We start from the raw sequence: 26,430 nt of genomic DNA, 5'->3' as shown, positions 1-26,430 counted from the left end.
GCTGATGTCCTGCCGCGCCTGAGCCGATAATCTGGACACATGTCAACCCTCATTGCTCGCCCCTGGCAGCGGCGTCTGGCCTGCTCTGTCCTCGTCGTCACTCTCCTGCTGGGCCTTGCCTGGTGGGCCGTGCCCTGGTGGGTCGAGGGTGCGGGAATGCGGCTGGCCAGCCAGGCGCTCGGCCGCGAAGTCAGCGTGCAGAAGGTGCGTTTCCAGCCCTGGCGCCTGGGTCTCATACTCGACGGGGTTGAGGTGGCGGGTACTTCGCCCGGAGATGCGGCCTTGCTGGAGATTGCAAGCACCGAGGCGACGCTGTCGCTGCGCTCGCTCTGGCACCGCAGCCCGGTGCTCGACTCGCTGCACATCGAGCGCCCGCTGCTGCGCCTGAGCCGCGTGGCCGACGGCCGCTACGACGTGGACGACTTGCTGAAACGTTGGAGCCAGCCTGCGCAGAAGGCTGAGTCTGAAAGCGGGGCTAGCCTGGCGCTCTACAACCTCAGCCTCGCCGGGGGCCAGGTGATGCTGGACGACAAGCCGATGGGGCGCCGCCATGAGCTCAGCGATCTGCACATCGATCTGCCTTTTGTGTCCCTGCTCGATGCCCATGTCGAGGTCCATGTTGAGCCGCGGCTGTCGGGCCGGCTCAATGGCGTGGTCTTTGATTCCAGGGCCGAGGCTTTGCCGTTTGCGAAGACACGGCAGGCGCAGTTGGACTTCAGCCTGAAGGACTTCGATCTGGAGCCGTATTTGGCTTACTGGCCTCGGCAGCTCCCGCTGCGGCCCGAGCGCGGCCGGCTCAACGCCGAGCTGCAGCTGTTGTTTTCGCAGACAACGGGCGAGGCGCCCGAACTCAAGCTCGGTGGCCGGATCGATGCCGATGAGGTGAGTGTGGCCTTGGGCGGACACAAGTCCTGGCTAGTCTGGGATAGGCTCCAGCTGGCGCTGGGCGATGTGCAGCCGCTAAAAAAGCAGGTGATGCTCGACACGCTTGTCTGGACCGGGCCGAAGCTGGCCTTGCAGCGCGATGCCACCGGCCGGCTGCTGCTGCCGCAGTTCGCCGCAGCGCCGCCGGTCAAGCCTGTACCCGAAACAAGGCCCGACGTGACATCCCCATGGCGCTTCGCACTGCGGCAGTTCGAGCTGCGCCAGGCAGGCTTGACTTGGCGCGATGAATCCTTGCGGCCGGCAGCCGAGCTCGGCCTCAGCGAGCTGGGGCTGAAGCTCAACGCGCTGAGCTGGCCGCTGCGCGACAAGACTGGCGTGAGCTTCGAGGCCAAGCTAGACAGGCTCAAGGACGGCAAGCCGGCCATCGTGTCCGGCAGCGGCGAGCTGACCGCCGAGGCGCTGAGCCTCACGGGTCAATGGCAAGACCTGGCCCTCGAATGGTTCTCGCCCTATCTTCAGGCCGAATTGCCGCTGGCCGCGCAGGGCCGCTTGGCCGGCCAACTGCGGCTTGATCTTGCGCAGCCCCTGGTGACCGATGCCGGTCAGCGCGCCAAACTGGCGTTCAAGGACCTGCGGCTTGACGCGCTGCAGGTTCAGCAGCTGTCGGCCGCCGGGCGCCGGCAGGAGCTGCTCAGCTTGGCGGGGTTGAGTCTGGATGAACTGTTGGTAGAGCCGGCAGAGCGCCGCTTGTCCCTGGGCCGGTTGGGCCTGCGCGAACCTCGCCTGGCCCTGCAGCGTTCGGCCGATGGCGTCCTGAGCGTGCTGGCCCTGATGCCGGCAAAGTCCGCACAGCCGAGTGTGCCCTGGTCGGCCGAACTGGCGGAGTTGGCGATCGATGGCGGCGCGCTGCGATTCAGCGACGCGGCCGTGCAACCGCTGGCCGGCGTGCCCGGCCAGCCTCATCTGCTGGTGCTCGAACAGCTGCGGCTGCGGGCACAGCAGCTGGGTCGGGCGCGTTCGCCGCTGCAGCTCTCGGCGCAGCTGGGGCGGCCTGCCGGCGGCCAGCGCCGCAGGGGGGGAGCGACGACGGCCATGCTGGGCAAGCTGCAATGGCAGGGCGAGCTGGCGATGTCGCCGCAGCCCTCGGTGCGCGGCAGCCTGCGCGCCGAGCGATTGCCGCTACAACTGCTCGATCCTTATCTGGATCCGGCGCTGGGCCTGCATCTGCGCCGTGCTGAGGCGGGTTTTCGCGGTACGCTGGCGCTGGCGCAGGGCCCTCAGGGTCTGGTGGCGCAGGCGCAGGGCGATCTATTGCTGGCCGATCTGCGGCTGCTGCATACACGCACCGAGGGCGATGGCGCCCGTCGCATCGACGAAGAGCTGCTGAACTGGCAGGCCTTGAATCTGGCCGGCATTAAGCTGGACCTGCGGCCCGCCGGCCCGCTGAAGCTCGATATCGGCGAGGCCAGCCTCAGCGACTTCTACGCCCGGTTGATCATCGATGAGCAAGGGCGATTCAATCTGGGCGAACGCGCACCAAAGCCTACGGCCGACGCCACTGCCTCAACTGCTGCTGGGCCGGGGCTGCAGTTGCAGATCGGACAGACCCGGCTGGCTGGCGGCAGCGTGGATTTCAGCGACCGCTTCGTCAAGCCCAATTACAGCGCCAAGCTCAGCGAGCTGCGTGGCAGCCTCGGGGACTTCGCCAGTGACCAGGCGCAGATGGCGCCGCTGAACCTGAGCGGCAAGGTCGCAGGCACCGGACTGCTGGAGATAAAGGGTGAGCTGAACCCGGCCGGCACACCGCTGCTGATGGACATCCAGGCCAGCGCCACCGACATCGAGCTGGCGCCGCTCTCGCCCTATGCAGGCAAATACGCCGGCTATGCGATCGATCGCGGCAAGCTCTCTACCCGCGTGCACTACCGCATCGCGCCGGGCGGCGCCTTGCAGGCCGACAACCAGCTGGTGCTGAACCAGCTGACCTTCGGCGAACGCATCGACAGCCCAGAGGCCACCAAGCTGCCCGTGCTGCTTGCCGTGGCCTTGCTGAAGGACAGCAATGGCGTAATCGATCTGAACCTGCCGGTCAGTGGCTCGCTGGATGACCCAGAATTCAGCATCGGCGGCCTGATCTTCAGGCTGATCGTCAATCTGCTGGGCAAGGCCTTGACCTCGCCGTTTTCGCTGCTGGCCGGTGGCGGCTCGGCCGACCTGAGCCAGGCCGAGTTCCGGCCCGGCAGTAGCGGCCTGGCTGACAGTGCGCCGGCCAATCTGGACAAGCTGGCCAAGGCGCTTGCCGACCGGCCCAGCCTCAACCTCACACTGACCGGCTGGGCCGACCCGGCGGCCGAGCGCGCGGCGGTGCAGGCGGCGAAGGTGGAGCAATCGCTGCAGGCCGAACGCCGCCGCGAGCTGCGCCGCCAGCAGAACGCCAGCGGCCAGGCGGCCGCCGAGGCAGGCGCATTCCAACTCAGCGAGGCCGACCGCCTGCGCCTACTGCGCGTGGTCTACCAGGCCAGTAGCCTGCCGAACCGGCCGCGCAATCTGGTCGGCATGCTCAAGGATGTGCCGCCGTCCGAGATGCAGGCGATGCTGGCGGCCAGCCACGAGGTCAGCGAGGAAGCGCTGCGCCAACTGGCGCTGGAGCGCGCCGTCGTCGTACGCGACGCGCTGATCGCCAAGGGCGTGCCGAACGCCCGGCTGTTCCTGGCCTCGCCCAAGTTGCATGCGGCCGAGGCGGGCAAGACCTGGACCCCGCATGTGGAGCTGGCGCTGGCGACGCAGTGAGCAACTCTGGGCTATGCTGGCGACCCCAGACCAGCCCCCCATTCGATGACACCATGAGTGAACCCGATACCCGCGCCATCATCGACACAATCACCCTGGGCGGCGGCTGCTTCTGGTGCCTGGAAGCCGTTTACGAGCGCGTGCGCGGCGTCACGGCGGTGGAGTCCGGCTATTGCAACGGCCATCTCGACCGACCCAGCTACGAGCAGGTCTGCTCGGGCCGGACCGGCCATGCCGAAGTGGTGCGGGTTACCTTCGATGCGCAGCTGATTTCACTGCGCGAGATTCTCGAGATCTTCTTCACCATCCACGACCCGACGACCTTGAACGCGCAGGGTGCCGATGTCGGCACCCAGTACCGCTCGGGTGTTTACTACCGCAGCCCCGAGCAGCTGGCCGTGGCGCGCGAGGTGCTGGATGAGATCCAGGCGTTTCACCAAGGCAGGGTCGTCACCGAGCTGCTGCCCGAGCGCAACTACAGCACCGCCGAGGCCTATCACCAGCATTACTACGCCCGCAACCCCGAGCAGGGCTATTGCGCCTTCGTCGTCGCAGGCAAGGTGGACAAATTTCTGGCGAGCTTTGCGCGCCATGTGCGTGGGTGATTGAGCGACCATGATCGAGCTGCAGGGCCTGCGCTACCGCTATGCGCAGGGACCGGAGATTGCCTTTGCCGACCTCAGTCTGCCGCGCGGCCAGGGTTTGCTGCTGCGCGGCGCCTCGGGCAGCGGCAAATCAACCCTGCTGGCCCTGATGGCCGGCCTGCTCAGCGCCAGCGCCGGCCGACTGGTAATGGCCGGCTCCGAGCTGGGGCGTTTGGGCCCGCGCGAGCGCGACGCCTGGCGCGGCGCCTGCCTCGGTTTCGTGCCGCAGCGTCTACACCTGAGCGCGGCGCTGACGGTTCGCGACAACGTGGCCTTGCCTTATCTGAGTGCAGGCTTGCCCCTGGATCAAGCCCGCATCGACGAGCTGCTCCAGCGCCTGGATCTGCAGACCCTGGCGCAGCGCCGGCCGCATCAACTGAGCCTGGGCCAGGCCCAGCGTGTGGCACTGGCGCGCGCGCTGCTGCGTCGCCCCAAGCTGCTGCTGGCCGATGAACCCACCGCCAATCTCGACGACGAGAGCGCCGCCACCGCTTTGGACTTGCTGAGTCAGGCCGCACGGGAACAGGGCGCAACCCTGGTGCTGGCCACCCACGACAGCCGGGTGGCTCAGGCGCTCGGCGGCGAGCTGTACGACATGTGGCTGCCCAAGCTTGTGAGCACGAGCGAGGCCGCGCAATGAGAAGTCTGGCAAGTCTGGCCTGGCGCTATCTATGGGCGCGGCCGCTGGTGTCGGCGCTGAATCTGCTGCTCTTGAGCCTGGGCTTGGCGGCGATCACGTTTGTATTGTTGGTCAGCGAGCAGATCGAGGGCGGTGTGCGGCGTGATTTGGCCGGCATCGACCTGGTGGTCGGAGCCAAGGGCAGCCCAATGCAGATCATGCTGGCCGGTGTGTTCCATCTCGATGTGCCGACCGGCAATATCCCGCTGGCCATGCTCGACGAGCTGCGCGCCCAGCCACTGGTGGCACGTGCAGTGCCGATCTCGCTAGGCGACAGCCTGCGAGGCTTTCGCATCGTCGGTACTACCCCCGACTATCTCGATCTCTACCAGGCTCGGCTGGCGGCAGGTCGGCTCTGGCAGCAACCGCTACAGGCGGTGCTCGGTGCCGAGGTGGCCCGGAGCACTGGGCTGAAGTTGGGCGACCGCTTTGCCGGCAGCCATGGCCTGGGCGAGCAGGGCCACGAGCACGGCGAGCATCGCTACACCGTCGTCGGGCTGCTGGCAGAGACCGGCGGGGTCCTGGACCGGTTGGTACTGACCGATCTGGCCTCGGTCTGGCAGGTGCACGAGGACATGCATGCGGTCGATGCCGAGGACCGGGCGGCACTGGAGGCCGAGCGCGAGATTACGATGGCTCTGATCAGCTACCGCAGTCCGCTGGCCGCGATCGCGCTGCCCCGCTGGGTCAATGCCCAGGACGGCCTGCAGGCGGCCGCGCCGGCGCTGGAGACCGCGCGGCTGCTGCGCATGGTAGGCGCCGGCACCGAGGTGTTGCGCGGCTTTGGCGCTGTGCTGCTGCTGGCAGCGGCGCTGTCGGTCTTTGTGGCCCTGCTGCACGCGGTACGCGAGCGCCAGGGCGATATGGCGATGTTGCGCATGTTGGGCGCGCCGGCGTGGCGGGTCGCAGCACTGGTCAGCCTGGAGGGCCTGTGGCTTGCTCTGCTGGCCAGCTTGGTGGGTCTGGCCCTAGGGCATGGCTTGACAGCTTTGCTAGGCTGGGTGCTGGCTGCGCAACAGTCGCTGCGCATCAGTGGCAATTGGTGGTCGGTCTGGGAGGCCCTGGTGCCGGCGATGGCCCTCCTGCTGGCCTTGGCCAGCGCGGCCTGGCCGGCCTGGCGGGCTTACAAGCTGGATGTCACCGAGCTGCTGCAAGCCCCTTATTGAATCGAGCAACGAAAGGAACGCGATGAACAACAAGCACCTCGTCCTGGCTGCCTTCTGGCTGGCGGCCGGATTCAGCAACGCGGTCCAGGCACAATCGAAACCGGCGCCGGCCAAGCCCGCGCTCAGCGAGCACGCGAAGAAGGACATCGAACGCCACCGCGCGATGTCCAAGGCCCACGAGGATGCGGCGCGCTGCCTGGAATCGGGCGAGACCGAGGAGCGCTGCCAGAAGACGCTGCTGGCCGCATGCCGCGGTCTGGCCATCGGCAAGTACTGTGGGTTGAAACATGAACACTGAACGACTGCTCCGTGCCTCCTTGCCGCTGCTGGCGGCCTGCCTGAGCCTGAGCGCGCAAGCCCAGCAGGCTTCGAGCAATGCCGCCACGGCCCTGGGCCAGGGCCCCGGTTATCACGACCCCCGCAGCCCCATCAAGCCCTTGCAAGAGCGCGAGGGCGTGGTGTCTTGGCCGCTGCTGTCATCGGTCACTGTCAAGGCTGACAAGAAGCGGTTGGTGCCCAGCTTCCCGGCCGGTGTGCAGGCGCTGGACAAGCAGAAGGTCAAGGTGCAGGGCTTCATGATGCCGCTGGAGCCGGGCGACAAACAGCGCCATTTCTTGCTGTCTTCTGTGCCTACCAGCTGCTCCTTCTGCGTGCCGGCTGGTCCCGAAGGCCTGATCGAGGTGCGCAGCAAGACCCCCGTGCGCTACACCCTGGAGCCGGTCACGGTCGAAGGCCAGATGGCGGTGCTCAGCAACGACCCCTACGGCCTGTTCTACCGCGTGTTGGACGCGCAGCCGGCCGAGTAAGTCTGGGTCAGAGCCGCGCTCAGGGTGCCAGCCGCTCGCGCAGCCACTGACCGGTGTCGCCGAGCCTGTAGCTGATGCGGTCATGCAGGCGTGATTTGCGGCCCTGCCAGAACTCCCAGCGCTCGGGCACCAGGCGATAGCCTCCCCAGTGTGGCGGGCGTTCCGGGTTCAGGCCATGCTGAACCGCGGCCTTGGCCGCATTGGCCACCAGCACCGCCCGCGAGCTGATCACCTGGCTTTGCGGCGAGGCCCAGGCGCCCAGGCGCGAATCGAGCGGGCGGGAGCGGTAGTACGTATCGGACTGAGCCGCGTCGACCCGCTCGACCCGACCCTCGATGCGCACCACCCGCTCCAGCTCTACCCAGTGGAACTGCAGCGCGGCGAAAGGGTGGGCGGCCAGTTCGCGGCCCTTGCGGCTGTCGTAGTTCGTGTACCAGACGATGCCGTGCTCGTCACAGTCCTTGATCAGCACGATTCGGGTCGACGGCCGACCGTCGGCGCCGACCGTGGCCAGCGTCATCGCGTTCGGCTCAGGCAACTCGGCCGCCAGCGCCTGCTCCAGCCACAGCTTGAACTGGGCCAGCGGGCGGTCCGCCACTTGGGTCTCGTCGAGCTCTCCGAGCTCGTAGCTTTTTCGTAGGTCCGATAGTTTGCTCATGCGGGCAGTATGCCCCGAGAGCGTAGAAAGCCTTAGGTAAACGCCCCACTGGTAGGGCTCCAGGGCGGTGGGCATGCTGTCGTCAGTAGTCAGTGGCGAGTCGGCAAAAGACCGGTCAGCGCCTTGGGAGAATTTGTGAAGGATCAGGGCGAATGATGAAACGACGGCCAGTAGTCGTCGTGCTGGCGGCAGGACGGGGCATGCGCTTTCGTGGCCAAGGGCACAAGCTCGAGCAGGCGCTGGGGCCGGAGACCTTGTTGTCTCAAACCCTGAAAAATGCCGTTCAGACCGGCTTGCGGGTGGTGGTGGTGACCAGTGAAAACCTGGCTGGGGCGGTGCGCGACACGGTGGCCGTGCGCGACATCATCGTGATGCCCGAGCTCGACGAGAAGGGCCGCCCCAGCCCGGTCGGCATGGGGCACTCGATTGCGGCCGGCGTGGCCGCGACCGGCGACGCCGAAGGCTGGCTGATCGTGCCGGCCGATATGCCTATGCTGCGCGCCAGCAGCATCCTGAGAGTGGCCGAGGGGCTGGAGCAGTACCCGATCAGTTTTGCTCAGTACAAGGGCCGGCGCGGCCATCCGGTGGGCTTTAATGCCGAGCTGTTCTCCGAGTTGGTCGGGCTGCAGGGCGACGAGGGCGCGCGCCGGCTGATTGCGCGCTACCCCTCGCAAGGTCTGGAGGTAGACGATCCCGGCGTGCTGCTGGACATCGACACGACCGAGGACCTGGCGCGGCTGCGCGCGTCCTCATCTCCCGCATCGACCGACTGAGTCGCGCAGCGGCTCGCACAGCCCATGGCTGGCAGCCAGATGGTATTGGCGCTCCAGCTCGCGGTCGCGGATGCCGTGGCCGCGCAGGCTCAGCACGGTGCGCTGCAGATAGTCCAGCGTGCTGCCGTAGCGACCCTGGGCATGGCGGAACACCTGCAAGAGCTGGCCCTCGTCGAGCCTGCCGGTCAGATGGCTGCTGCGGCGCGACAGGGTGAAGGCCAGCGCGCGTTGCTCGCCGAGCGCGCTATGGCAGCGCAGCCAGCGCGGCTCATACACCCCGGTCACCATCTCGCGCGCCCACAACTGGCGCAGCGCGGCCTCGGCCTGCGAAGCCGCCACCCGATACAGCAGGCCGCGGCAGCTGCCGCCTGACAGCAGGGCCAGCACCAGACCGGGCTGCTCGGGTGTGCCGCGATATAGCCGTGACTGCATGCGCAGCGCTCGGTGATAGCCGCGCACCTGCGCCAGTTGCTGCTCGGCCACCTCGATCTCGGGCCGCCAGATCAACGAACCATAGGCGAACAACCACAGGTCCTGGGGCCGGCCCCCGGCGCCCAGCCGGGCCAGGTGCTGTGCCAGCAACTGGGGACGTTGCAGGATTTCATCATCTGGACATGAATCAGACATCGCGACATGATGCCAAAGAAGATAGTCCCAGGCTTGCGCTACATTGCGGGCCATGCTGAAGCTGATACCCGCTCCCTTGCTTGGCGCCTTGACCGGCCTGCTGCTCGCCCTGAACACGGTCACCGGCGTGGCCCTGATGATGCCGCCGGCCCTGCTCAAGCTCTTGCTGCCGCTGCCGGCCGTGCGCCGGCTGTGCAACGAGCTGCTCAACGGCATCGCAGCCGGCTGGGTGGCGGTCAACAACGGCTGGATCGCCCTGGTCAACCCGCAAGGCTGGGATGTGCAGGGGCTGGATGGCCTGAACCGGCGCGGTTGGTACCTGGTGTCGCCGAACCACCAAACTTGGGTGGACATCCTGGTGCTGCAGCGTATCTTCCACGGCCGCATCCCCTTTTTGAAGTTCTTTCTGAAGCGCGAGCTGATGTGGGTGCCGGTGATCGGCCTGGCCTGGTGGGCGCTGGACTTCCCCTTCATGAAGCGCGGCCGCAACGCTGCCTCCCAGGCTGCCGACCTCGCGACCACGCGCAAGGCCTGCGAGAAGTTCAAGACCATGCCGACGACGGTGATCAACTTCGTAGAGGGCACGCGCTTCACGGCCGCCAAGCATGCAGAGCAGAACGGCCCCTATCGCCACCTGCTCAAGCCCCGCGTCGGCGCGCTGGCAATGGCGCTAGCGACCATGGGCGAGCAGTTCGAGGCTATGCTCGATGTCACTCTGATCTACCCAGAGGGCGCGCCCAGCTTCTGGCAACTGCTCAGTGGCCGCTGCGGCCAGGTGATCGTGCGGGTGCAGCAGCGAGCAATACCGGCCGAGCTGGTGGGCGGCAATCCGATGGAGGACAAGCGCCAGCTGGTGCGGATCTCCAACTGGATCAAGGGCCAATGGAGCGACAAGGATGCGTTGATCGATGCCGTGCTGCCGGCCAAGGCCGGCGCTGCGGCCGCAACGACGGCGGCGGCGCCGGCCGACTGAGCGCGCTCAGACGCTGAAGACCTGCACCGCCTGAGCGAGCCTGACTGCTTGGTCCTTCAGCTGCTCGCTTGACGCCGCCATCTCCTCGACCAGGGCCGCGTTCTGCTGAGCTACCCGATCGAGTTCCTGTACCTGCAGTTGCAACTCGCTGATGTCCTGGCTGTCCTGGCCGGAGCTCTGGTCCAGGCGCAGCATCAGGCCGCTGAGTTGCTGGATCTCGGAGGCCATCTGCTGCAGGGTCTGTCCGGTCTCGCGCACCTGACGAGAGCCTGAGTCGGTACGCGTGATGGTGTCGCTGATCAGGGTTTTGATCTCGCGCGCGGCCTCGCCTGCGCGCAGCGCCAGGGCCCGCACCTCGGACGCCACCACCGCAAAACCGCGCCCCGCCTCGCCTGCGCACGCGGCCTCCACCGCCGCATTCAGCGCCAGTATGTTGGTCTGGAAGGCGATGCCGTCGATCACGCAGTGATGTCGTCGATGCGATCGCCTGGCCCATCTGGCCGCCGGCGCGCTGCGCCACAGCCCGGGTACCGTCTGCCAGCGCGCGGGCCTCGCCGGCGCTGGCGAAGCGTATGCGCAGGCGCTGCATCACTTCGTCGAGCCGGGCGCTGGCGCGCTGGGTGGTGGCGGCCGCCTCCTCGGTGCGGCCGGACAGGTCGACGTTGCCCTGCGCAATCTGGCCTGAGTCGGCGTGCAGCTCGTCGACATTGGCGCGCACCTTGCGCACCATGCCGGCTAGCCCGCGCTGCATGGCTTGCATATGTGCCATCAAGCTGCTGCGGTCGTCCTACGCCACGAGCAGCGGTTGGTTCAGCGCGCCATGGGCGATGCCCTGAGCCACCTGACGCACATCGCTGGGCTCGGCGCCCAGCGAGCGCATGATGCGGCTGCTGATCAATCCGGCGGTGACCGCACCCATCAGGCAGGCCCAGCCAGGCTGCCCATCGCGCCTGAGCATAACGCTCGCGCCCCAGCTCGTACTCGTGCCTGGCGACGTCCAGCTGCACCGCCACCAGCGCGTTGAGCTGATTGCTGAGCGGGCCGACCAACTGGTAGAGCTGCTGGCCGGCCAGGCGGGCGAGGGCGCTGTCGTCGCCCGCCGCCAGCGCGGCCAGAAGCGCGCGGCCAGAAGCGCGCGGCGCAAGCGTTCGGCCTCGACCATCAGCGGCGTGACGCGGGCTACAAGGGCCTTCTCCTCGGGTACCAAGTATGTTTGACTGTAAGCACTCCACTGCCGGCGTATCAGCTCGCCGGCCACCTCGATCTGGCGGGGCGCAGCGGCCGCATCGAGCTGTCCCAATCGCACCTTGTGCGTGCTGTCGACCATGGTGACGGCATAGGCATCGGCTACCGCCTTGATCTGCTGCTGCGGCACGACCCGATCGTCGTACACCGTACGCAACGATTCGTGGGAACGGGCCGTCAGTGTCATGCCTGCCAGTGCGAGTCCCGACATCAGCAGACACAGCACGGCGGTCAGCAGGGTCAGGCGGGCGCGCACGCTGGGGATGCGCGCAAACAAGGCGTCGAGAAGCATGGTCTTCACTCCCTGAGTGGGCGTCCGAAGCCCGGGCCTGCATCTGAGGCAGGCTTCGTTCCGGCGGGCGCTTGCTGACTAAATCGATCGTTGGTGACGGCCGCTAGCGCCCGCCGGCCGCGTCTTGTTACCCTGATGTAACCTGTAGTCGGTCGGTATCTTGTAATATGGTTACCAACATTCAACCTGCCGAGTTACATCGGCCGACGGCATGAACAACACCCTCAAAGTAGTCACGGCACGCATCCGCGAACGCAGTGCCGCCACGCGCGGCCGCTATCTCGATGGCCTGGACAAACTGGCGGGCCGCAAGCGGGGTATCGAGCGCATGGGTTGCGCCAATGTCGCCCACGCGGTGGCCGCGATGCCGGCCAATGACAAGTTGCGCATCGTCGCCGAGAAGGCGCCGCACCTGGGCGTGGTGACCGCCTACAACGACATGTTGTCGGCCCACCAGCCCTACGAGGTGTATCCGGCCCTGATACGCGAAGCCGCCCATACCTTGGGTGCCACGGTGCAGGTGGCCGGCGGTGTGCCGGCCATGTGTGACGGCGTCACCCAGGGCCTGCCCGGCATGGAGCTGAGCCTGTTCTCGCGCGACAGTATCGCGATGTCGACCGCGATAGCGCTGTCCCATGATGTCTTTGATGCGGCCCTGCTGCTGGGCATCTGCGACAAGATCGTGCCGGGTCTGCTGATCGGGGCGTTGCACTTCGGCCATCTGCCCTGCGTCTTTGTGCCGGCCGGGCCGATGAGCTCGGGCCTGTCAAACAACGACAAGGCGAAGGTGCGCGAGCAGTTCGCCCAGGGCAAGGTCGGCCGCGACGAGCTCTTGAAGGCTGAGTCGGCCGCCTATCACGGCGCAGGCACTTGCACCTTCTACGGTACGGCCAACAGCAACCAGATGCTGCTGGAGGCCATGGGCCTGCATGTGCCCGGCGCGGCCTTTGTCCATCCGCACGATGAGCTGCGCGAGGCGCTGACCCGTGAGGCGGTGCGCAGCGCGCTGAGCATTACCGCCAAGCAGCGTTACACGCCGATTGGCAAATTGGTCGACGAGCGCTGCATCGTCAATGCGATGGCGGCCCTGCTGGCCACCGGCGGCTCGACCAATCACTTGATCCACTGGGTGGCTGTGGCCCGTTCGGCCGGCATCCTGATCGACTGGAGCGACTTCTCCGAGTTGTCGGGCGTGGTGCCGCTGCTGTCGAGGGTCTATCCGAACGGAGCGGCCGATGTGAACCAGTTCCAGGCGGCTGGCGGTCCTGGCTTCGTGATCCGCGAGCTGCTCGATGCCGGGCTGATGCATGAGGACGTGCTGAGCGTGGCCGGCACGTCGTTGCGCCCCTATGCCGCAGTGCCGACCTTGGCCGCCGAGGGTGCCAAGGTGGTCTGGCATGCGCTGCCACCGGACAGCGGCGACGAGTCGGTGGTTCGCCGCGCCGCCGCGCCCTTCAGCGCCACCGGCGGTCTGAAGCTGCTGCAGGGTAATCTGGGCAGATCAGTGATCAAGGTGTCGGCGGTGCCCGAGGATCGTCACATCGTCGAGGCACCGGCGCGCATCTTCAGCGACCAGGATTCGATGCTGGCCGCCTTCAAGGCAGGCGAGCTCGAGCGCGATGTCGTCGTGGTCGTGCGCTTCCAGGGGCCGCAGGCCAATGGCATGCCTGAGCTGCACAAGCTGACCCCACCGCTGGCCGTCCTGCAGGGCAAGGGCTTCAAGGTGGCCCTGGTCACCGACGGCCGCATGAGCGGTGCCTCCGGCAAGATCCCGGCCGCCATCCATGTCTCGCCCGAGGCCCTGGCCGGCGGGCCCTTGGGCAAGCTGCGCGATGGCGACCTGGTCCGCCTGGACGCCGTCAGCGGCGAGCTGCAGGCCCTGGTACCCGTTGCCGAATGGGCGGCCCGCGAGCAGGCCGCGATCACGCGCGAGCAACGCGACGACAACGGCCACGGCCTAGGCCGTGAGTTGTTTGCCGGGATGCGGCGCAATGTTTTGAGCGCCGAAGAGGGCGCTATCACCTGGTTGTGACAAATCCAATGATGAACACCGATACCCTCAGCCTGGCCAGCCACGGCCCCGTCATTCCCGTCATCGTCATCCAGCGTCTGCAGGACGCCGTGCCGCTGGCCAAAGCCCTGGTGGCCGGCGGCGTCAAGGTGCTGGAGGTGACGCTGCGCACTCCGGTGGCCTTGCAAGCGATGGAGGCGATGGCACGCGCCGTGCCCGAGGCTATTGTGGGCGCTGGCACACTGCGCACCGTTGCCGATGTCAATGCCGCCCGCGACGCCGGCTGCCAGTTCGGCGTGAGCCCCGGTTACACCGATGCGATCGGCGCGGCCTGCCGTGAGCAGGGCCTGCCGCTGCTGCCGGGTGTGTCAACAGCCAGCGAGGTGATGCTGGCCAATGCGGCCGGCTACGGCTTTCTAAAGCTGTTCCCGGCGGTGGCCGTGGGCGGTGTCAATCTGCTGAAAGCGCTGGCTGGTCCGTTTCCCGATGTGGCGTTCTGCCCCACCGGCGGCATCTCGCTGGAGACCGCGCCGCAGTTCCTAAGCCTGGCCAATGTCAAGGTCTGCGGCGGCTCCTGGCTGACCCCGCAGGACGCGGTTGACGCCGGCGACTGGGCCCGCATCACGCGGCTTGCCGCCGAGACCCACTCACTGCGGTAAGTCGAAGACCAGGCAGGTCGTGCTCGCATGTGCGTAGAGCTTGCCGTCATGGCCGACCAGGCGCGCCTCCGAGGTCGCGACCTGTCGCCCGCTGTGGGTCACGGTGCCGATCGCACGCACCAGCGGCACTTTCTCGCTCAGCGCGCGCACCAGGTTTACCTTGAACTCCAGCGTGGTGTAACCACGTCCGGGTTCCATCTTGGTGTGCACCGCGCAGCCTAGCGCCGAGTCAAGGAGGGTGGCGAACCAGCCGCCGTGCACCGAGCCCAGCGGGTTGTAATGACGCAGCATCGGCCGGCCCTGGAACACCGCCTCGCCGTCGGCCACCGAGATCAGCGTGAAGTCCAGGGTCTTGGCGATATGCGGCGGCGGCAGCTCGCCGTCCAGCATCGCTCGCATTACCTGCAGGCCGGTACGGCCTTTGATCTGATCGGGCCGTGCCAGCCCCGGCTCAGCCAGCCGCGCACGCACGGCTGCCTCTTCATCGATCCATTGCTGCAAGAGCGCCTCGGGGTTGTTCTGATGTTGCATTGCCGACTCCGTTGATGGTGTCGGAGATTATTGCGAGAGTGTGCATTCCTTGCCGGGGCGCGGACCGTGCTTTCAGGCCGCTCGGGCCTTTGCTTCGCGCCGCAGCGCCACCGCATCGGACAGGGCGCCGGCGGATCTGCGGTCCAGCCTGAATACCTGCAGCGCGGCCGCGACCTCGCCGGCCTGCTCCTGCAACTGGGTGCCGGCCCGAGCCAGTTGTTCCACCAGGCTGGAGTTTTGCTGGGTGATGTCGTCCAGCTGCTGGACCGCCTCATGGATCTGCGAGATGCCCGTCAGTTGCTCGCGGGCGCCGTTGTCGATGCCGTTGATCAACTGGGTGAAATGCTCGACCGAGGCCAGGGTCTCGTCAATGCTCTCACGCGCCTGGCGGGTCTGGCGCTCACCGGCCTGGACCTTGGTCGAGGAGTCGTCGATCAGCTGCTTGATCTCGCGCGCCGCTGTACTGCTGCGTTGGGCCAGCGCTCGCACTTCGGAGGCGACCACCGCGAAACCACGGCCATGCTCGCCGGCCCGGGCCGACTCGACGGCGGCATTGAGGGCCAGGATGTTGGTCTGGAAGGCAATACTGTCGATCACCTGGATGATCTCGCCAATGCGCTTGGACGAGCTCGAGATTCCGCCCATCGTGTCGGTGACCGAGTGCACCACGCCGGCACTGCGGCGCGACACCTGGCTCAGCTGTTGGGCCACGCCGCTGGCCTGCTGGGCAGAGTCGGAGCTGTGGCGCACAGTGGCGGTGATCTCCTCCATGCTGGCAGCCGTCTGCTCCAGGCTGGCCGCCTGCGACTCAGTGCGCTGGGCCAGATCGTGGTTGCCCTGCGCGATTTCTGCGCTGACGACTCTCATTTGCTCTAACTCGCGGCGGGTGTCCGACACCAGGGCCCGCATATTGACGGCCAGCTGACGCAGCGCTGCCTCCAGACCGGCCGCTTGGGCGTGCCGGCCACGCTCCAAGGTCTGGCTCAGGTCGCCGGCGGCCAGGCGATTCGCATAGGCCGTCGCATGAACCAGCGCGGCGCGGCCCTGGGCGTTGGCCAGCATGGCGGCAGTGATGGCCGCCAGGGCAAGCAGCGGCAGCGCGATCGCCAGGGTGATGCCCAGATTCAAGCCTTGTCCCAACGCCAGTCCTAGGCCGCCGATCAGCGCATAGCCGGTGGCCCAGCGCATTGCGGGCGCGAGGCGGCCGAGTCGGCGCAAGCGGCCGGCCAGGTCTTGCCGCAAGACCTGGCCCCGCTGCAGCACATGCAGCAGGACTCCAGCCTGCTTCTCGGCGCGCATCGTCGCGTACAGGGCCTCGGCGGCGGCGATCTGCTCGCGGCTGGCCTCGGAGCGCACCGACATGTAGGCGATCGGCTGATCGCCTTCCAGCAAGGGTGTGACATTGGCCTGTACCCAGTAGAAGTCGCCGTCCTTGCGGCGGTTTTTAACCAGGCCCGACCAGGGCAGACCGGCACCTATCGTGGCCCACATATCGCGGAAGGCCTCTTCGGGCATGTCTGGGTGGCGTATCAGGTTGTGGGGCTGGCCCAGCAGTTCCGAGCGCTCAAAGCCGCTGACGATGACGAAGGCCGCGTTGCAATGCAGGATGCGCCCCTTCAGGTCGGTGGTCGACACCAGGCTTTGCCCGCTCGGGAAGGGATATTCGCGCGAGGTGACAGGAAGATTGTTACGCATCAAAAGCTCTCCGAGGCTGCGCCCGTAAAATCGGCTGCCTGACAAGAATGTCAGGGTTATTACGGCCTCGGCTTGATGCAGCTCAAGTCGCGGTGGGCTCGCATCGACGACATCGCCACTGCCGGTAGGATGTCACAATGCCCAGCTATCTTGATCTTGACAATTGGCCCCGTCGTGCGGCATTCGCGCACTTTGCGAACCTGAGTCAGCCTTTTTTCAGCCTGTGTGGCCGCGTTGATGTGAGCGCCCTGCAGGCACGGGTGGCAGAGTATCGGGGCGCGACCCTATTCCTCGCCTATCACCATGCAGCCTTGTGCGCAGCCAACGAGGTCGAAGCCTTTCGCTACCGCCTCGACAAGGGGCGGGTCAGGGTGCTTGAGCAGGTGGACGGCAGCACCACGGTCCTGCGCTCTGACGAGACCATTGCCTTCGCGAGCCTGCCTTTCGAGCGCGACTTCGGGCGCTTTGTCGAGCGTGCGCTGCCGTTGCTCGCCAGAGCCAAGGCGGATGGCAACGCACCACTGGAAGAAGCCGACGCCCAGGCGACGATCCATATGACCACCATCCCCTGGCTGGCCTTCACGAGCTTCAGCCATGCTCGCGGGCCGGCAGTGCTGGACTCGGTGCCCAAGCTGGCCTTCGGAAAGTTCACCGAAGAGGGGGGGCGGCTCTGGATGCCGGTGGCGGTGGAGGTGCACCATGCGCTGATGGACGGCCTTCATGTGGGCCGTTTCTATGAATCCATGCAGCGGGCACTGCAGCCTTGACGATCAGGCCTCGATCTCGACGATCACCGGCGCATGGTCGCTGGGGCGCTCGTTCTTGCGCATCTGCCGGTCGATCACGGATGACTTGACCCCCGCTCGCAGCGCCTCGCTGACCAGGATGTGGTCGATTCGTAGGCCCTGGTTCTTGCGGAAGGCGAGATTGCGGTAGTCCCACCAGCTGTAGCTCTTGGGTGCCTGCTCGAATAGGCGGTAGCTGTCGACCAGGCCCAGGTCCAGCAGAGCCTGGAAGTGGGCGCGCTCCTGCGGCGAGCAGTGGGTTTGACCGACAAACGCGGCCGGGTCGTAGCAATCACGGTCCTCGGGGGCGATATTGAAGTCGCCCATCAGCACCAGCTTCGGGTGAGCCTTCAGTTCGCTGCTCAGCCAGTTCCGCAAGGCCTCCAGCCAGGCCATCTTGTAGACGAACTTGTCGCTGTCCAGCGCCTGGCCGTTCGGGAAATAACCGCCGATCACGCGCACGCCCGCCACCGTGCCGGCGATCAGCCGGGCCTGCTCATCGGCATATCCGACGATGTTCTTGACCACATCCTGGGCCGGCTCGCGACTCAGCAGCGCAACGCCGTTATAGGTCTTCTGCCCGAACCACTGCACCTGGTAGCCGGCCGCGCCGATCTCCAGCGTCGGGAACTTATCATCGGTCAGTTTGGTTTCCTGCAGGACGAGCGCATCGACCGGGTTGGCCGCCAGCCAGTCCAGTAACTGCGGCAGGCGCACGGCCAGGGAATTGACGTTCCATGTTGCAAATTTCATCTGCATCTTCAGTAGTTGACTTTGCTTGTTCTATGCTTCTTTTCTGCTCGTGTGCCAGACATACTCCTTCGAAAGTTGGCTGGGGAGCACGCCGACGACCTTGGATCGCAATCTCACTTGCCATCCTACATGGGCCTCGATTGGACGAATCTTCATGCCCGCCCAGAGTACCTGCATCGGTGTTGGTTGAACTGAGTTCCGACTGGGCTCAAAAGCCAAGCCAAGCCAAGCCAAGCAAAGCAAAGCAAAGCAAAGCCAGCTCAATCGCCTCCAGGCCGCGTAGGCCCACGTCGTGCTGCAGCGCTTGATGCATGCCGAAGTGGGACCGTACCATGCCCACTCGGTGACGCCGGCCAGGGAGTTGGTAGCGGCGGGGCATATGACATTGAGCGATCAAGCGATGCAGATTGTGATCGCATTGACGGGGCATGATGCGAGTTGATCCCCGCTGATCGACGACCTTCATCGGCCGAGCTCGACCCTGCCCATCACACTCTTGCAAGAGCGGATGCTCGGCAAAGGAGCTGCGAATGCAAGCTCCAGCCCAACGAGTCGGCTTGGTCGGTTAATCTCGCGCCATCATGAGCAGTGATCCCGATCGGCTGTTGCTCGCTCGCGAGCAGTGGTGCTGGCGCGGAAATTCCAGGCCACCTTTCGCCACAGTTCCCGCGCCGGGGCAGGTATCCGTCTGGGATTTCCCGCGCCCGCCGCAACTCGTGCGCGAAGCGCGTGAAGTCGTCGTGCTTTAGGGCGAAATTGAAGTGGCGCGAACGCGCGGCGCCTGGGCCGTGCGAGAGACGGCGCACCCACCCAGTTTCTACCTGCCGCTGGCCGACGTTCATCGAGGGCTACTGCGTCGCGCCGGCGGTGGTTCGTTCTGCGAGTGGAAGGGGCCGGCCCGCTACTGGGATCTGGTCAACGGTGCCGACTGCCTTGAGCAGGTCGCTTGGAGCTACCCCGAGCCTCTGCCTGGCGCCGAGCCATTGGCTGACTGCGTGGCCTTCTATGCGCGCCACCTTGACTGCAGTGTGGGAGGAGCGAAAGTCGAGCCGCAACCAGGCGCTTTCTATGGCGGCTGGATCACGCCCGACCTGGCCGGGCCATTCAAGGGCGAACCCGGGAGCACGGATTGGTAGCTTTGGGTGTGCCGCAGAAGCTTGCTACGTCGGGACCCGCATCACCAGGGACCGGATCCGCTGTACGGATTGCGAGAGCCCGGTGTCGTTGCCACTCGGGCGGACCTCAGCAAGTACGCCGTGCAGATAATTACTCTGGTTACTGCTTTGCTCCCTCGGTCAAGCGACGACCGAGCCCGATTGCATAAGGCGCTGCTCGGGCAGCAATCATCGGATCGGCGGACGGCTCCACGCCCTTCGGAAGAACCATAGGGTTGTAGGTGATCGTCAAGCAGGCGCCGCCGCCATCCTCTGCAACTGAGGTGACTTTGAGCAGGCCCAGATTGACCTTCTTGCGGCCCTCCGGCAGTGGTACGGTCGCACTGTCGATCTTGTCGCCGGGCTGAGCGAGCTCCAGGTTGAAGTTGAAGCCGACCTGGCCGTCCTTGACTCTTTGTCGGAGCTCATCAAACAAGAAGCTCGGCCCCTTGGTCTTGGCTTCCTCGTCACTCAAACCTTGCACGCCGCCCACCGGCTCGAAGACCCACTTGCCGAACTGTTTCGTGCCGGCGGCACTGACGAAGCCAAAGGCACTGACGCCCCAGTAGTTGATGCTGCCGAAGCTGGCCGGCACCGGCTGCGAAGCATAGTACTTCCCCTGCAGCAGCACCTCAGGGTTGGCATCGGTGAAGGCCTTGACCTTTGCCGGGTCGGGCATCTTGGTGCTCGGGTCGGGCTGAAGGGAAGCCAGCCGCCCGAGGAATTGCTGAGGTGTCGAAGCCCCGAACACGGGCGCCGAGATATTGCCCAGCTGCCACTGTTCGCCATCCGGCAGGTTGAACTGCAAGGCCATATTGCGCTGGGACCTGGCGTTGTCGGGTGCCTTGGGGTTGGCACCGCCCACCGAGAAACGTATCACCACCGGAACCGGCCTGCCGCTGAAGGCCGTAGCCGTCGAAAGGGTTCGCGCTTCCGCCGTACCTACGAACTCTCCCATCGCGCAGATGCCCTTGGCGCCGGAGCGGCGGTAGCCGTCGAACTTGCCGAATGTGGACTCGAACTGATTCAAGAATGTATTCGGGTCAACTGGCGCGGCCGACGGGGACTGGGCAACGGCGATCGAGGTCAACGAGGTGGTCGCAGCGGCGACACCCACGGCAGAAAGAAGCAGCTTTGGCATGGACGAAGCTCCTGAGGCTAAGAGGATTGGACGACGAGACGAGACGAGCTGGCAGCCGTGCAAGGCTTCAGCAATGTCTGATCAAGTGGTCGAGCCAGGTGCGCTGAACTTACACAGTTCACGGAAAGTGTCCAACGCTGCCCGGACTCTGGACCCATTTCCATCAGGTCAAGAGTGGCTCTGTGGGTGATGTCCCCGCGCGTGGTGTAAGTACCCAGCCCGGAGAGACTGAGATGCGCGGGGTACTCAGCTTCGTGCGCGTAGTGCGGTACCTTCATCGACTGCCATTAAAGGTACAAACCGGCGTCATTCGCATCGCCCCAGTCACCAGTTCTCGCGGGGGTCTGATGGTTGTGCGGAGCTGACGACGTCGTGTGGACCTGTGGCGCACCAAGCCGCTGCCGAGAAGCTGTGTATTGGGGCAGCGTCGTCGAGTTCAGCGCCGCAACATAGTCTTGCCGGACATCCTGATGCAGGCAAAGCGTGTGGTCGTCGTCTCTCATGAGCCTTCCATGGCCTTGATGCGTGTCAACCCGTGTCGCTGAAAAGGGTGCAATCTACAAGGCAGTAAGAAGATCAGATTGCTGTTTGACTTGGTACTACCGGGCATTCCCGACGAACGGGAATCCTGCCTCCAGCGTCTGGCCGAGCTGCTGGCGGCCCAGGGGCTGGAGAAGATCTATTTCGTCCAGCAAGGCGCCCACAACCAGTTCAGCCCGCACTGCGACCTTGCCCGCTTCACCATGCGGCAGGTGCACGGTATGGCAAAACAGGTTGGCGCAGGTTTGGTCAAACGCTTCTGGGCTACAGCCTGTGCGAATCCGCCGTCATCATTGATTGAAGAAGCAGGGAAGCGAAATGGAAGTCAAAGTCCTGGGTTCGGGGTGCAGCAAATGCCGCGCCACCATCGCAATGATCGAGCGGGTGGCCAAGGAGCAGGGCACCGAGATCGAGATTGTCAAAGTTCAAGATCAAGACGCAATCTGGAACCATGGCGTCAGGGCGACGCCGGCGGTCATCATCAACGGCCAGATCATGCACAGCGGTGGACTACCCTCTAGTGCCGAAGTGCAGGGCTGGCTAAGGCCTATGCAGGCGCCGCCGCAAGCGATGGGATTCCTGACCCAGGCCACGCGGCACCTGTTCTTTACCGGCAAGGGCGGCGTTGGCAAAACATCGCTCTCGACTGCTGCTGCCCTGACCTTGGCCGACGCTGGCAGGAAGGTCCTGCTGGTCAGCACCGACGCGGCGTCCAATCTCGATGAGATGTTGGGCGTTGAGCTGCGCAATGTTGCGACCCCTGTGCCGGGCGCACCGGGGCTGTCCGTACTGAACATCGACCCCGACACGGCGGCCGAGTCCTACCGGCAGCGGGTGCTGGCGCAGATGGGCGTTGGCGCGAGCGACGCCGAGCTCTCCACCGTCCGGGAGCAGTTGTCTGGCGCATGTACGACTGAGATTGCCTCCTTCGACGAGTTCGCTTCGCTGCTGTCCGACCACGACAGCCGCTTCGATCACATCGTCTTCGACACGGCACCCACCGGCCACACTCTGCGGCTCCTGAGCCTTCCCAAGGCCTGGAGCGGCTTCCTGGAGGGCAATGACCGGGGCGCCTCCTGCCTTGGGCCGCATTCGGGGCTGAAGATGCAAGAGGTGCGCTTCAAGGCCGCACTGGACGCACTGAGCGATCCAGCCCAGACCACCGTGGTGCTGGTGACACGGCCCGACAAGGGCGCGATCGGTGAAGCGGCACGCACGTCGGAAGAGCTGCATCAGCTGGGCCTGCACAACCAACGCTTGGCGATCAACGGCGTGTTCCATGCCCACGAACGCACGGACGCCGTGGCGATGGCCATCGAGGCCTTGGGGCAACAAGCGCTTGACGAGATGCCAGCTTCGCTGAAAGCCTTGCCTCAGGACTCGGTGCCGCTGCGAGCCTTCGACACAGTGGGCTTGCCGGCCCTGCGTGCGCTGCTGGTCTCATCGACGGCGGTGGCGACCGCATGCAAGCCAGTCGCCTTGGAGCCCATCGAGCGCGGACATAACTTGGCTGCCTTGGCCGACGAGCTGGCCGCCGCCGGGCACGGTCTGATCATGGTGATGGGCAAGGGCGGCGTGGGCAAAACCACGGTGGCGGCTGCGCTGGCGCTGGGCTTGGTGCAACGCGGCAAGACCGTGCATCTGAGCACCACCGACCCCGCCGCACACCTGACCGGCACTCTGGGCGGCGAGGTTCAGGGCCTGCGTGTGGACCGCATTGACCCCGAGGTTGAGACGCAGCGCTATATCGACAAGATCATGGCTGCAAGGTCGCAGAAACTCGATGCGCAGGAGCAGGCCTTGCTGCTGGAAGACTTGCGCTCGCCCTGCACAGAGGAGGTGGCCGTTTTCCATGCCTTCTCGCGCATCGTCAGTGAGGCACGCAGTGCCTTCGTCGTGCTCGATACCGCACCCACCGGCCATTCGCTGCTGCTGATGGATGCCACCGGCGCCTATCACCGCCAGATGATGCGTGAGTTCGAAGGGCAGGGCACTGCCCGTGTTGTGACACCCTTGATGCGGCTGCAGGACGGCACGTACACCAAGATTATCCTAGTTACCCTGCCCGAGGTGACCCCGGTGTCGCAGGCAGCAGCGCTGCAGGACGATCTGCGCCGCGCCAACATCGAGCCCTATGCTTGGGTGCTCAACAAAAGCGTCCTGGCGGCCGGCACGCAAGACCCCTTGCTGGCTGCCCGGCTGGACGGTGAGCGCAAGCAAATGCAACGATTGGCGGATGGACTGACCAAGCGCAGCTTCATTGTTCCCTTGCTGACCCGTCCACCAATAGGTATTGCCGAGTTGTCTGCGCTCGTGAGCCTGGGGCAGCTTTCCTGATCTTCCTCGGAAGCTCCCTAGTCTGGATTCATCACAACAATTGGCGTGCCAAGCGACATCAAAGTGCAGTCTGCGATGAAGGAAAAACCGTGGGCAAAGACGCCCGCGCACCACATCCTTGGGGCCTGCAATCCGCCACTGGAGCACCAAGCGTTCCAACCGGTGCCCGACATCGGCCTGCGGCTTCCCTGCAAGGTAATTACGAGTTGCTAGCGCCATCGAACCTGCGCCGACCTCATCTGAGAATCTCTTTGCAAGCGTCGACCTCGGCGCAATTTCTGCCATGGCCCGACATCGCCCACCCCTCCGGTGACGAAGCTTCAAGCCTGTTCCAGGCCAACCTCGGTACGATCACTTTCAGCGGTGGATAGTCGGCTGGCTGTACTGGAAGCCGGTGAGCTTGCTCAGCGACAAGCTATGCCGTAAGAGATCTCTATTCCGTCAGAGTGGTCAGTGCCTTGCGTGGTGCACCAAGCGCCAAGGACTGCTCGCCGACATACGTTCCAAGTCCTGTTGCCGGTGACGTCCCGGCTCACTCAGAGGCTAGCAACAGATCCCTGAATTCGCTGCGCCAGGTTCAGCAGGGGGTCTCGCAGGCTTTCGACCACCTGCTGAGGGGGCGTGTCTCCGGCGACGCTCATGTTCAGCACATATACCGGGTGGTCGGGCACGATGATAGGGGTGGCCAGTGCGACCACTTGTGGCTGCCAGGCGGCCCAGCAGTAGCCCAGCGTTCGCACGCTGTCTATCCCAGCCGCAATCTCTCTTGATAGCTCTCGCCAGCCGGGATGGCGCCTTTCGCGAAACCGCATCAGCAGACGTTGACGTTCTTCGTGGCTCGCCGCAGCCAGCCAGGCCCTGCCCAGAGAGGTCAGCTCCATCGGCACGCGTTGGCCGGCGACGACGTTGCGCCAGGCGACCCGTCGGCTGAAGCGCACAGATTCCAGGTAGACCATATCCTCGCGGTCGGCGACCGCCAGACCAATATTGATCTTTCGCTTCTCGGCTTCGCTGCGCATCAGCGGACCGACCAGCTGAAGAACCGGGGAGCCTGAGCGCATGGCATGAGCCAGGCTCAGCACCGGCGCGGCCAGCCTATAGGCCCGGTGACGACGGTCGTGCTCCAGCATGCCGCAATCCACCAGGGTCTGCGCGAGCCGGCTGACAGTGGCTCTGGACAGACCGCTGCGTTCCGCCAATTCCCCATTGCCCAGCAGGTCGGCGCCCGGCCTGAAGGCTCGCAGTATTTCGATGCCACGCTCCAGTGAGCGATTGCGGTCTGTGCGCGAGGTTTCGGCTGAGAGCGAAGGCAACTTGTCCTGGTCCATTACGGTCACCTGTGGTTACTTCATTTCCACCTGGTGGAAATTGACGGATGTCTTCCGAGAGTAAGCGCCCTAAGCTTGTGGCGTCAATGGCGAATAGACAAACGTCCTTGCGCAATAAGGCTCAGAGCCAATTCCCACAGGAGACAAACCATGCAGACTTCCTTCCGCGCCATGCTCGCTCGGATGAGTGCCTTGATCGGCACGACGGCACTGGCGGCAACGACCGCTTTCGCGGCCTTCCCTGACAAGCCTGTCCGCCTGGTTGTACCGTTCGCGCCGGGCGGCGGCACAGATTTGATCGCGCGCACCCTGGGCGCGGGTATGTCACAGGCGCTGGGGCAGCCCGTCATTGTGGAAAACAAGCCCGGCGCTGGCACCATCATCGGCACTGATGCCGTCGCCAAAAGCGCACCGGATGGTTACACGATGATCATCGCTTCCTTCGCGCATGCGGTGAACCCCAGCCTGGCACCGAAGCTGCCGTTCGACACCAGCAAGGCGTTCGCGCCGGTCGTGCTCGTGGGCCGAGGGCCTAATGTGCTGGTGGTCAGGGCGGACAGTCCCTTCAAGAGCGTCAAGGATGTGATTGCCGCCGCCAAGGGCAAGCCGGGTGCGCTGACCTACGCTTCACAGGGCAACGGCACATCGGCCCACATGGCCGGCGAGATGTTCACCAACCTGGCCAAGGTCGAGATGGTGCATGTGCCGTACCGGGGGGCGGGTCCGGCGATGACTGATCTGTTGGGAGGTCAGGTCGACATGATCTTTGGCACGGCGGCGGCAGTTTCACTGTTTGTCGACAGCGGAAAAATGCGCGCGCTTGCTGTGACCACACCGCAGCCATCGACTGCATTCAAGGGTGTTCCGGCGCTTGCCGAAGCCTTGCCCGGCTATCAGGTTGAAAGCTGGTATGGCCTCTATGTTCCTGCGGGCACCCCGGCGGACGTGATCGCCAAACTCAACGCAGCGGCGGCCAAGGCCACCCAGAACCCCGACTTTGTGAAGAAGGTCGAGCACGAAGGGCTTGTCGTCAACGCTGGCCCGCCGGCGGAACTCGATGCCTATGTCCGGGCGGAAGAGGCACGCTGGCGCAAGATCGTCAAAGAAAACAACATCAAGTCCGACTGAGTTGATCCAGTTATCCATCTCCGGAGTTCCCAACATGACCTTATCGTTGATCGATCTACAGCTGCAAGCTGGCATTGCCACCATCACCTTCAACCGCCCCGACAAGCGCAACGCGATGAGCAATGAGATGCGCAGCGAGTTCATCGACGCGCTGGAGCACGTTGCGGCCGACAAGACCATCCGCGCCCTGGTGCTGACCGGCGCTGGCAAGGGCTTCTGTGCCGGTGGCGATATCGCAGGCATGGAGCGCCGCATGCAGGCACCGGCGGGCGAGGTGGGCTTCAACGGCTGGCACCGTCAGCAGCGGGTGCATCACACCCAGGCCCTGCTGCACACCATGCCCAAGCCTGTGATTGCCGCGGTCAACGGCGCGGCCTCGGGTCTCGGTGCCGATACCGCGCTGGCCTGCGACTTCATCATGGCCAGCGAGTGGGCCAGCTTCAGCTGGTCCTATATCCATCGCGGCATCATTCCCGATGGCGGCGGTATGTACTTTCTGCCGCGCCGTGTCGGCTTGCCCAAGGCCAAGGAGCTGATTTTTACCGGCCGTAAGGTTGACGCTCAGGAGGCGCTGGCGCTGGGCCTGATTGATCGCAAGACCTCGGCCGACACGCTGGTGGCGGATGCCCAGGCTTGGGCTGCCGAGCTGAGCCAGGGCTCGGCCACCGCGCTGGCGCTGGGCAAGACCATCCTGAATCAGAGCTTCGAGCTGTCGGCCCAGCAGATCTTTGCCCAAGGCAGCCAGGCCCAGGGCATCTGCTACACGAGCACCGAGCACCGCGAGTCGGTGCTTGCCTTTCTGGCCAAGTCTGCCGCGAAGGAGTGAGGTC

The 26,430-nt window shown here is 65.4% G+C and carries 25 protein-coding genes; 16 read left to right on the top strand and 9 right to left on the bottom strand.

What is annotated here, in order from left to right; translation table 11 throughout:
- Positions 1-39: 39 nt before the first annotated feature.
- From OOZ63_RS07970 to OOZ63_RS07945, 6 genes are read left to right on the top strand one after another with little or no spacing between them, the layout of a single operon-like run.
- Positions 40-3,675, top strand: coding sequence for a DUF748 domain-containing protein (locus tag OOZ63_RS07970; protein ID WP_266004907.1), 3,636 nt, complete (start codon positions 40-42; stop codon positions 3,673-3,675).
- Between the two features lie 53 nt (positions 3,676-3,728).
- On the top strand, positions 3,729-4,280 hold the full coding sequence (gene msrA / locus OOZ63_RS07965; RefSeq protein WP_266004906.1) for a peptide-methionine (S)-S-oxide reductase MsrA: 552 nt from the start codon (positions 3,729-3,731) through the stop codon (positions 4,278-4,280).
- A 10-nt stretch (positions 4,281-4,290) separates the two neighbouring features.
- Complete coding sequence (locus tag OOZ63_RS07960; RefSeq protein WP_266004905.1) at positions 4,291-4,959, top strand: ABC transporter ATP-binding protein; 669 nt, start codon at positions 4,291-4,293, stop codon at positions 4,957-4,959.
- Positions 4,956-6,164 (top strand): ABC transporter permease, encoded by a 1,209-nt coding sequence (locus OOZ63_RS07955; protein ID WP_266004904.1) that lies wholly within the window; start codon positions 4,956-4,958, stop codon positions 6,162-6,164. The genes OOZ63_RS07960 and OOZ63_RS07955 overlap by 4 nt, the downstream gene beginning before the upstream one ends.
- 22 nt (positions 6,165-6,186) lie before the next feature.
- Positions 6,187-6,462 (top strand): hypothetical protein, encoded by a 276-nt coding sequence (locus OOZ63_RS07950; protein WP_266004903.1) that lies wholly within the window; start codon positions 6,187-6,189, stop codon positions 6,460-6,462.
- The gene (locus OOZ63_RS07945) at positions 6,452-6,970 is read left to right on the top strand and encodes a DUF3299 domain-containing protein (protein WP_266004902.1); all 519 of its coding nucleotides are present in this window, start codon (positions 6,452-6,454) and stop codon (positions 6,968-6,970) included. The genes OOZ63_RS07950 and OOZ63_RS07945 overlap by 11 nt, the downstream gene beginning before the upstream one ends.
- Positions 6,971-6,989: 19 nt before the next feature.
- Here the strand turns inward: OOZ63_RS07945 and pdxH are convergent, their stop codons facing one another.
- Complete coding sequence (pdxH, locus tag OOZ63_RS07940) at positions 6,990-7,628, bottom strand: pyridoxamine 5'-phosphate oxidase (protein ID WP_266005105.1); 639 nt, start codon at positions 7,626-7,628, stop codon at positions 6,990-6,992.
- A 152-nt stretch (positions 7,629-7,780) separates the two neighbouring features.
- Between pdxH and OOZ63_RS07935 the strand changes: the two genes are divergently transcribed.
- Complete coding sequence (locus OOZ63_RS07935; protein ID WP_323055731.1) at positions 7,781-8,401, top strand: nucleotidyltransferase family protein; 621 nt, start codon at positions 7,781-7,783, stop codon at positions 8,399-8,401.
- Here the strand turns inward: OOZ63_RS07935 and OOZ63_RS07930 are convergent.
- A complete protein-coding gene (locus OOZ63_RS07930) occupies positions 8,378-9,028 on the bottom strand; it encodes a gamma-glutamylcyclotransferase (RefSeq protein ID WP_266004901.1) in 651 nt (216 codons plus the stop codon). The genes OOZ63_RS07935 and OOZ63_RS07930 overlap by 24 nt on opposite strands.
- A 52-nt stretch (positions 9,029-9,080) precedes the next feature.
- Here OOZ63_RS07930 and OOZ63_RS07925 point away from each other — a divergent pair, with 52 nt between their 5' ends.
- On the top strand, positions 9,081-10,001 hold the full coding sequence (locus OOZ63_RS07925; RefSeq protein WP_266004900.1) for an acyltransferase: 921 nt from the start codon (positions 9,081-9,083) through the stop codon (positions 9,999-10,001).
- 6 nt (positions 10,002-10,007) lie between these two features.
- On the opposite strand, the gene OOZ63_RS07920 is transcribed toward OOZ63_RS07925, so the two are convergent.
- Both OOZ63_RS07920 and OOZ63_RS07915 read right to left on the bottom strand, forming a co-directional pair.
- On the bottom strand, positions 10,008-10,463 hold the full coding sequence (locus OOZ63_RS07920) for a methyl-accepting chemotaxis protein (protein ID WP_266004899.1): 456 nt from the start codon (positions 10,461-10,463) through the stop codon (positions 10,008-10,010).
- Positions 10,464-10,788: 325 nt separating this feature from the next.
- Complete coding sequence (locus OOZ63_RS07915; protein WP_266004898.1) at positions 10,789-11,538, bottom strand: MCP four helix bundle domain-containing protein; 750 nt, start codon at positions 11,536-11,538, stop codon at positions 10,789-10,791.
- 211 nt (positions 11,539-11,749) lie between these two features.
- On the opposite strand from OOZ63_RS07915, the gene edd reads away from it, so the two are divergent.
- Together edd and eda are read left to right on the top strand one after the other, a co-directional pair.
- Positions 11,750-13,570, top strand: a complete 1,821-nt coding sequence (edd, locus tag OOZ63_RS07910) for a phosphogluconate dehydratase (RefSeq protein WP_266004897.1) — start codon at positions 11,750-11,752, stop codon at positions 13,568-13,570.
- 11 nt (positions 13,571-13,581) lie between these two features.
- Entirely contained in the window at positions 13,582-14,208 is a 627-nt protein-coding gene (gene eda / locus OOZ63_RS07905) for a bifunctional 4-hydroxy-2-oxoglutarate aldolase/2-dehydro-3-deoxy-phosphogluconate aldolase (protein WP_416234711.1), read from the top strand.
- On the opposite strand, the gene OOZ63_RS07900 is transcribed toward eda, so the two are convergent.
- Positions 14,197-14,739, bottom strand: coding sequence for a PaaI family thioesterase (locus tag OOZ63_RS07900; protein ID WP_266004895.1), 543 nt, complete (start codon positions 14,737-14,739; stop codon positions 14,197-14,199). The genes eda and OOZ63_RS07900 overlap by 12 nt on opposite strands.
- 72 nt (positions 14,740-14,811) lie before the next feature.
- Positions 14,812-16,434, bottom strand: a complete 1,623-nt coding sequence (locus OOZ63_RS07895; protein WP_266004894.1) for a PAS domain-containing methyl-accepting chemotaxis protein — start codon at positions 16,432-16,434, stop codon at positions 14,812-14,814.
- Positions 16,435-16,571: 137 nt separating this feature from the next.
- Here OOZ63_RS07895 and OOZ63_RS07890 point away from each other — a divergent pair, with 137 nt between their 5' ends.
- On the top strand, positions 16,572-17,201 hold the full coding sequence (locus OOZ63_RS07890) for a CatA-like O-acetyltransferase (RefSeq protein ID WP_266004893.1): 630 nt from the start codon (positions 16,572-16,574) through the stop codon (positions 17,199-17,201).
- Positions 17,202-17,204: 3 nt separating this feature from the next.
- Here the strand turns inward: OOZ63_RS07890 and xth are convergent, their stop codons facing one another.
- A complete protein-coding gene (gene xth, locus OOZ63_RS07885; RefSeq protein ID WP_266004892.1) occupies positions 17,205-17,972 on the bottom strand; it encodes an exodeoxyribonuclease III in 768 nt (255 codons plus the stop codon).
- 761 nt (positions 17,973-18,733) lie between these two features.
- Between xth and OOZ63_RS07880 the strand changes: the two genes are divergently transcribed.
- Positions 18,734-19,108 carry a DUF427 domain-containing protein gene (locus tag OOZ63_RS07880; RefSeq protein ID WP_266004891.1) on the top strand — a complete coding sequence of 125 codons (375 nt, stop codon included), beginning with the start codon at positions 18,734-18,736 and terminating at the stop codon, positions 19,106-19,108.
- Between the two features lie 139 nt (positions 19,109-19,247).
- Here OOZ63_RS07880 and OOZ63_RS07875 read toward each other — a convergent pair whose 3' ends face one another.
- The gene (locus OOZ63_RS07875; protein WP_266004890.1) at positions 19,248-20,330 is read right to left on the bottom strand and encodes a catalase family peroxidase; all 1,083 of its coding nucleotides are present in this window, start codon (positions 20,328-20,330) and stop codon (positions 19,248-19,250) included.
- Positions 20,331-21,125: 795 nt separating this feature from the next.
- Between OOZ63_RS07875 and arsA the strand changes: the two genes are divergently transcribed.
- Positions 21,126-23,144, top strand: coding sequence for an arsenical pump-driving ATPase (gene arsA, locus OOZ63_RS07870; RefSeq protein WP_266004889.1), 2,019 nt, complete (start codon positions 21,126-21,128; stop codon positions 23,142-23,144).
- A gap of 45 nt (positions 23,145-23,189) precedes the next feature.
- The gene (locus tag OOZ63_RS07865) at positions 23,190-23,357 is read left to right on the top strand and encodes a DUF302 domain-containing protein (protein ID WP_323055730.1); all 168 of its coding nucleotides are present in this window, start codon (positions 23,190-23,192) and stop codon (positions 23,355-23,357) included.
- A gap of 323 nt (positions 23,358-23,680) precedes the next feature.
- On the opposite strand, the gene OOZ63_RS07860 is transcribed toward OOZ63_RS07865, so the two are convergent.
- Complete coding sequence (locus OOZ63_RS07860) at positions 23,681-24,472, bottom strand: IclR family transcriptional regulator (RefSeq protein WP_266004888.1); 792 nt, start codon at positions 24,470-24,472, stop codon at positions 23,681-23,683.
- Between the two features lie 150 nt (positions 24,473-24,622).
- Here OOZ63_RS07860 and OOZ63_RS07855 point away from each other — a divergent pair, with 150 nt between their 5' ends.
- Positions 24,623-25,600, top strand: a complete 978-nt coding sequence (locus tag OOZ63_RS07855; protein ID WP_416234703.1) for a tripartite tricarboxylate transporter substrate binding protein — start codon at positions 24,623-24,625, stop codon at positions 25,598-25,600.
- A 34-nt stretch (positions 25,601-25,634) separates the two neighbouring features.
- Positions 25,635-26,426, top strand: a complete 792-nt coding sequence (locus OOZ63_RS07850; RefSeq protein ID WP_266004887.1) for an enoyl-CoA hydratase/isomerase family protein — start codon at positions 25,635-25,637, stop codon at positions 26,424-26,426.
- The last annotated feature ends 4 nt before the right edge of the window (positions 26,427-26,430 follow it).

Source organism: Paucibacter sp. PLA-PC-4 (assembly GCF_026241155.1).
Classification (GTDB): domain Bacteria; phylum Pseudomonadota; class Gammaproteobacteria; order Burkholderiales; family Burkholderiaceae_C; genus Roseateles_E.
Note: the sequence above shows the minus strand (reverse complement) of the source record. Positions and strands in the feature narration are given on the sequence as shown.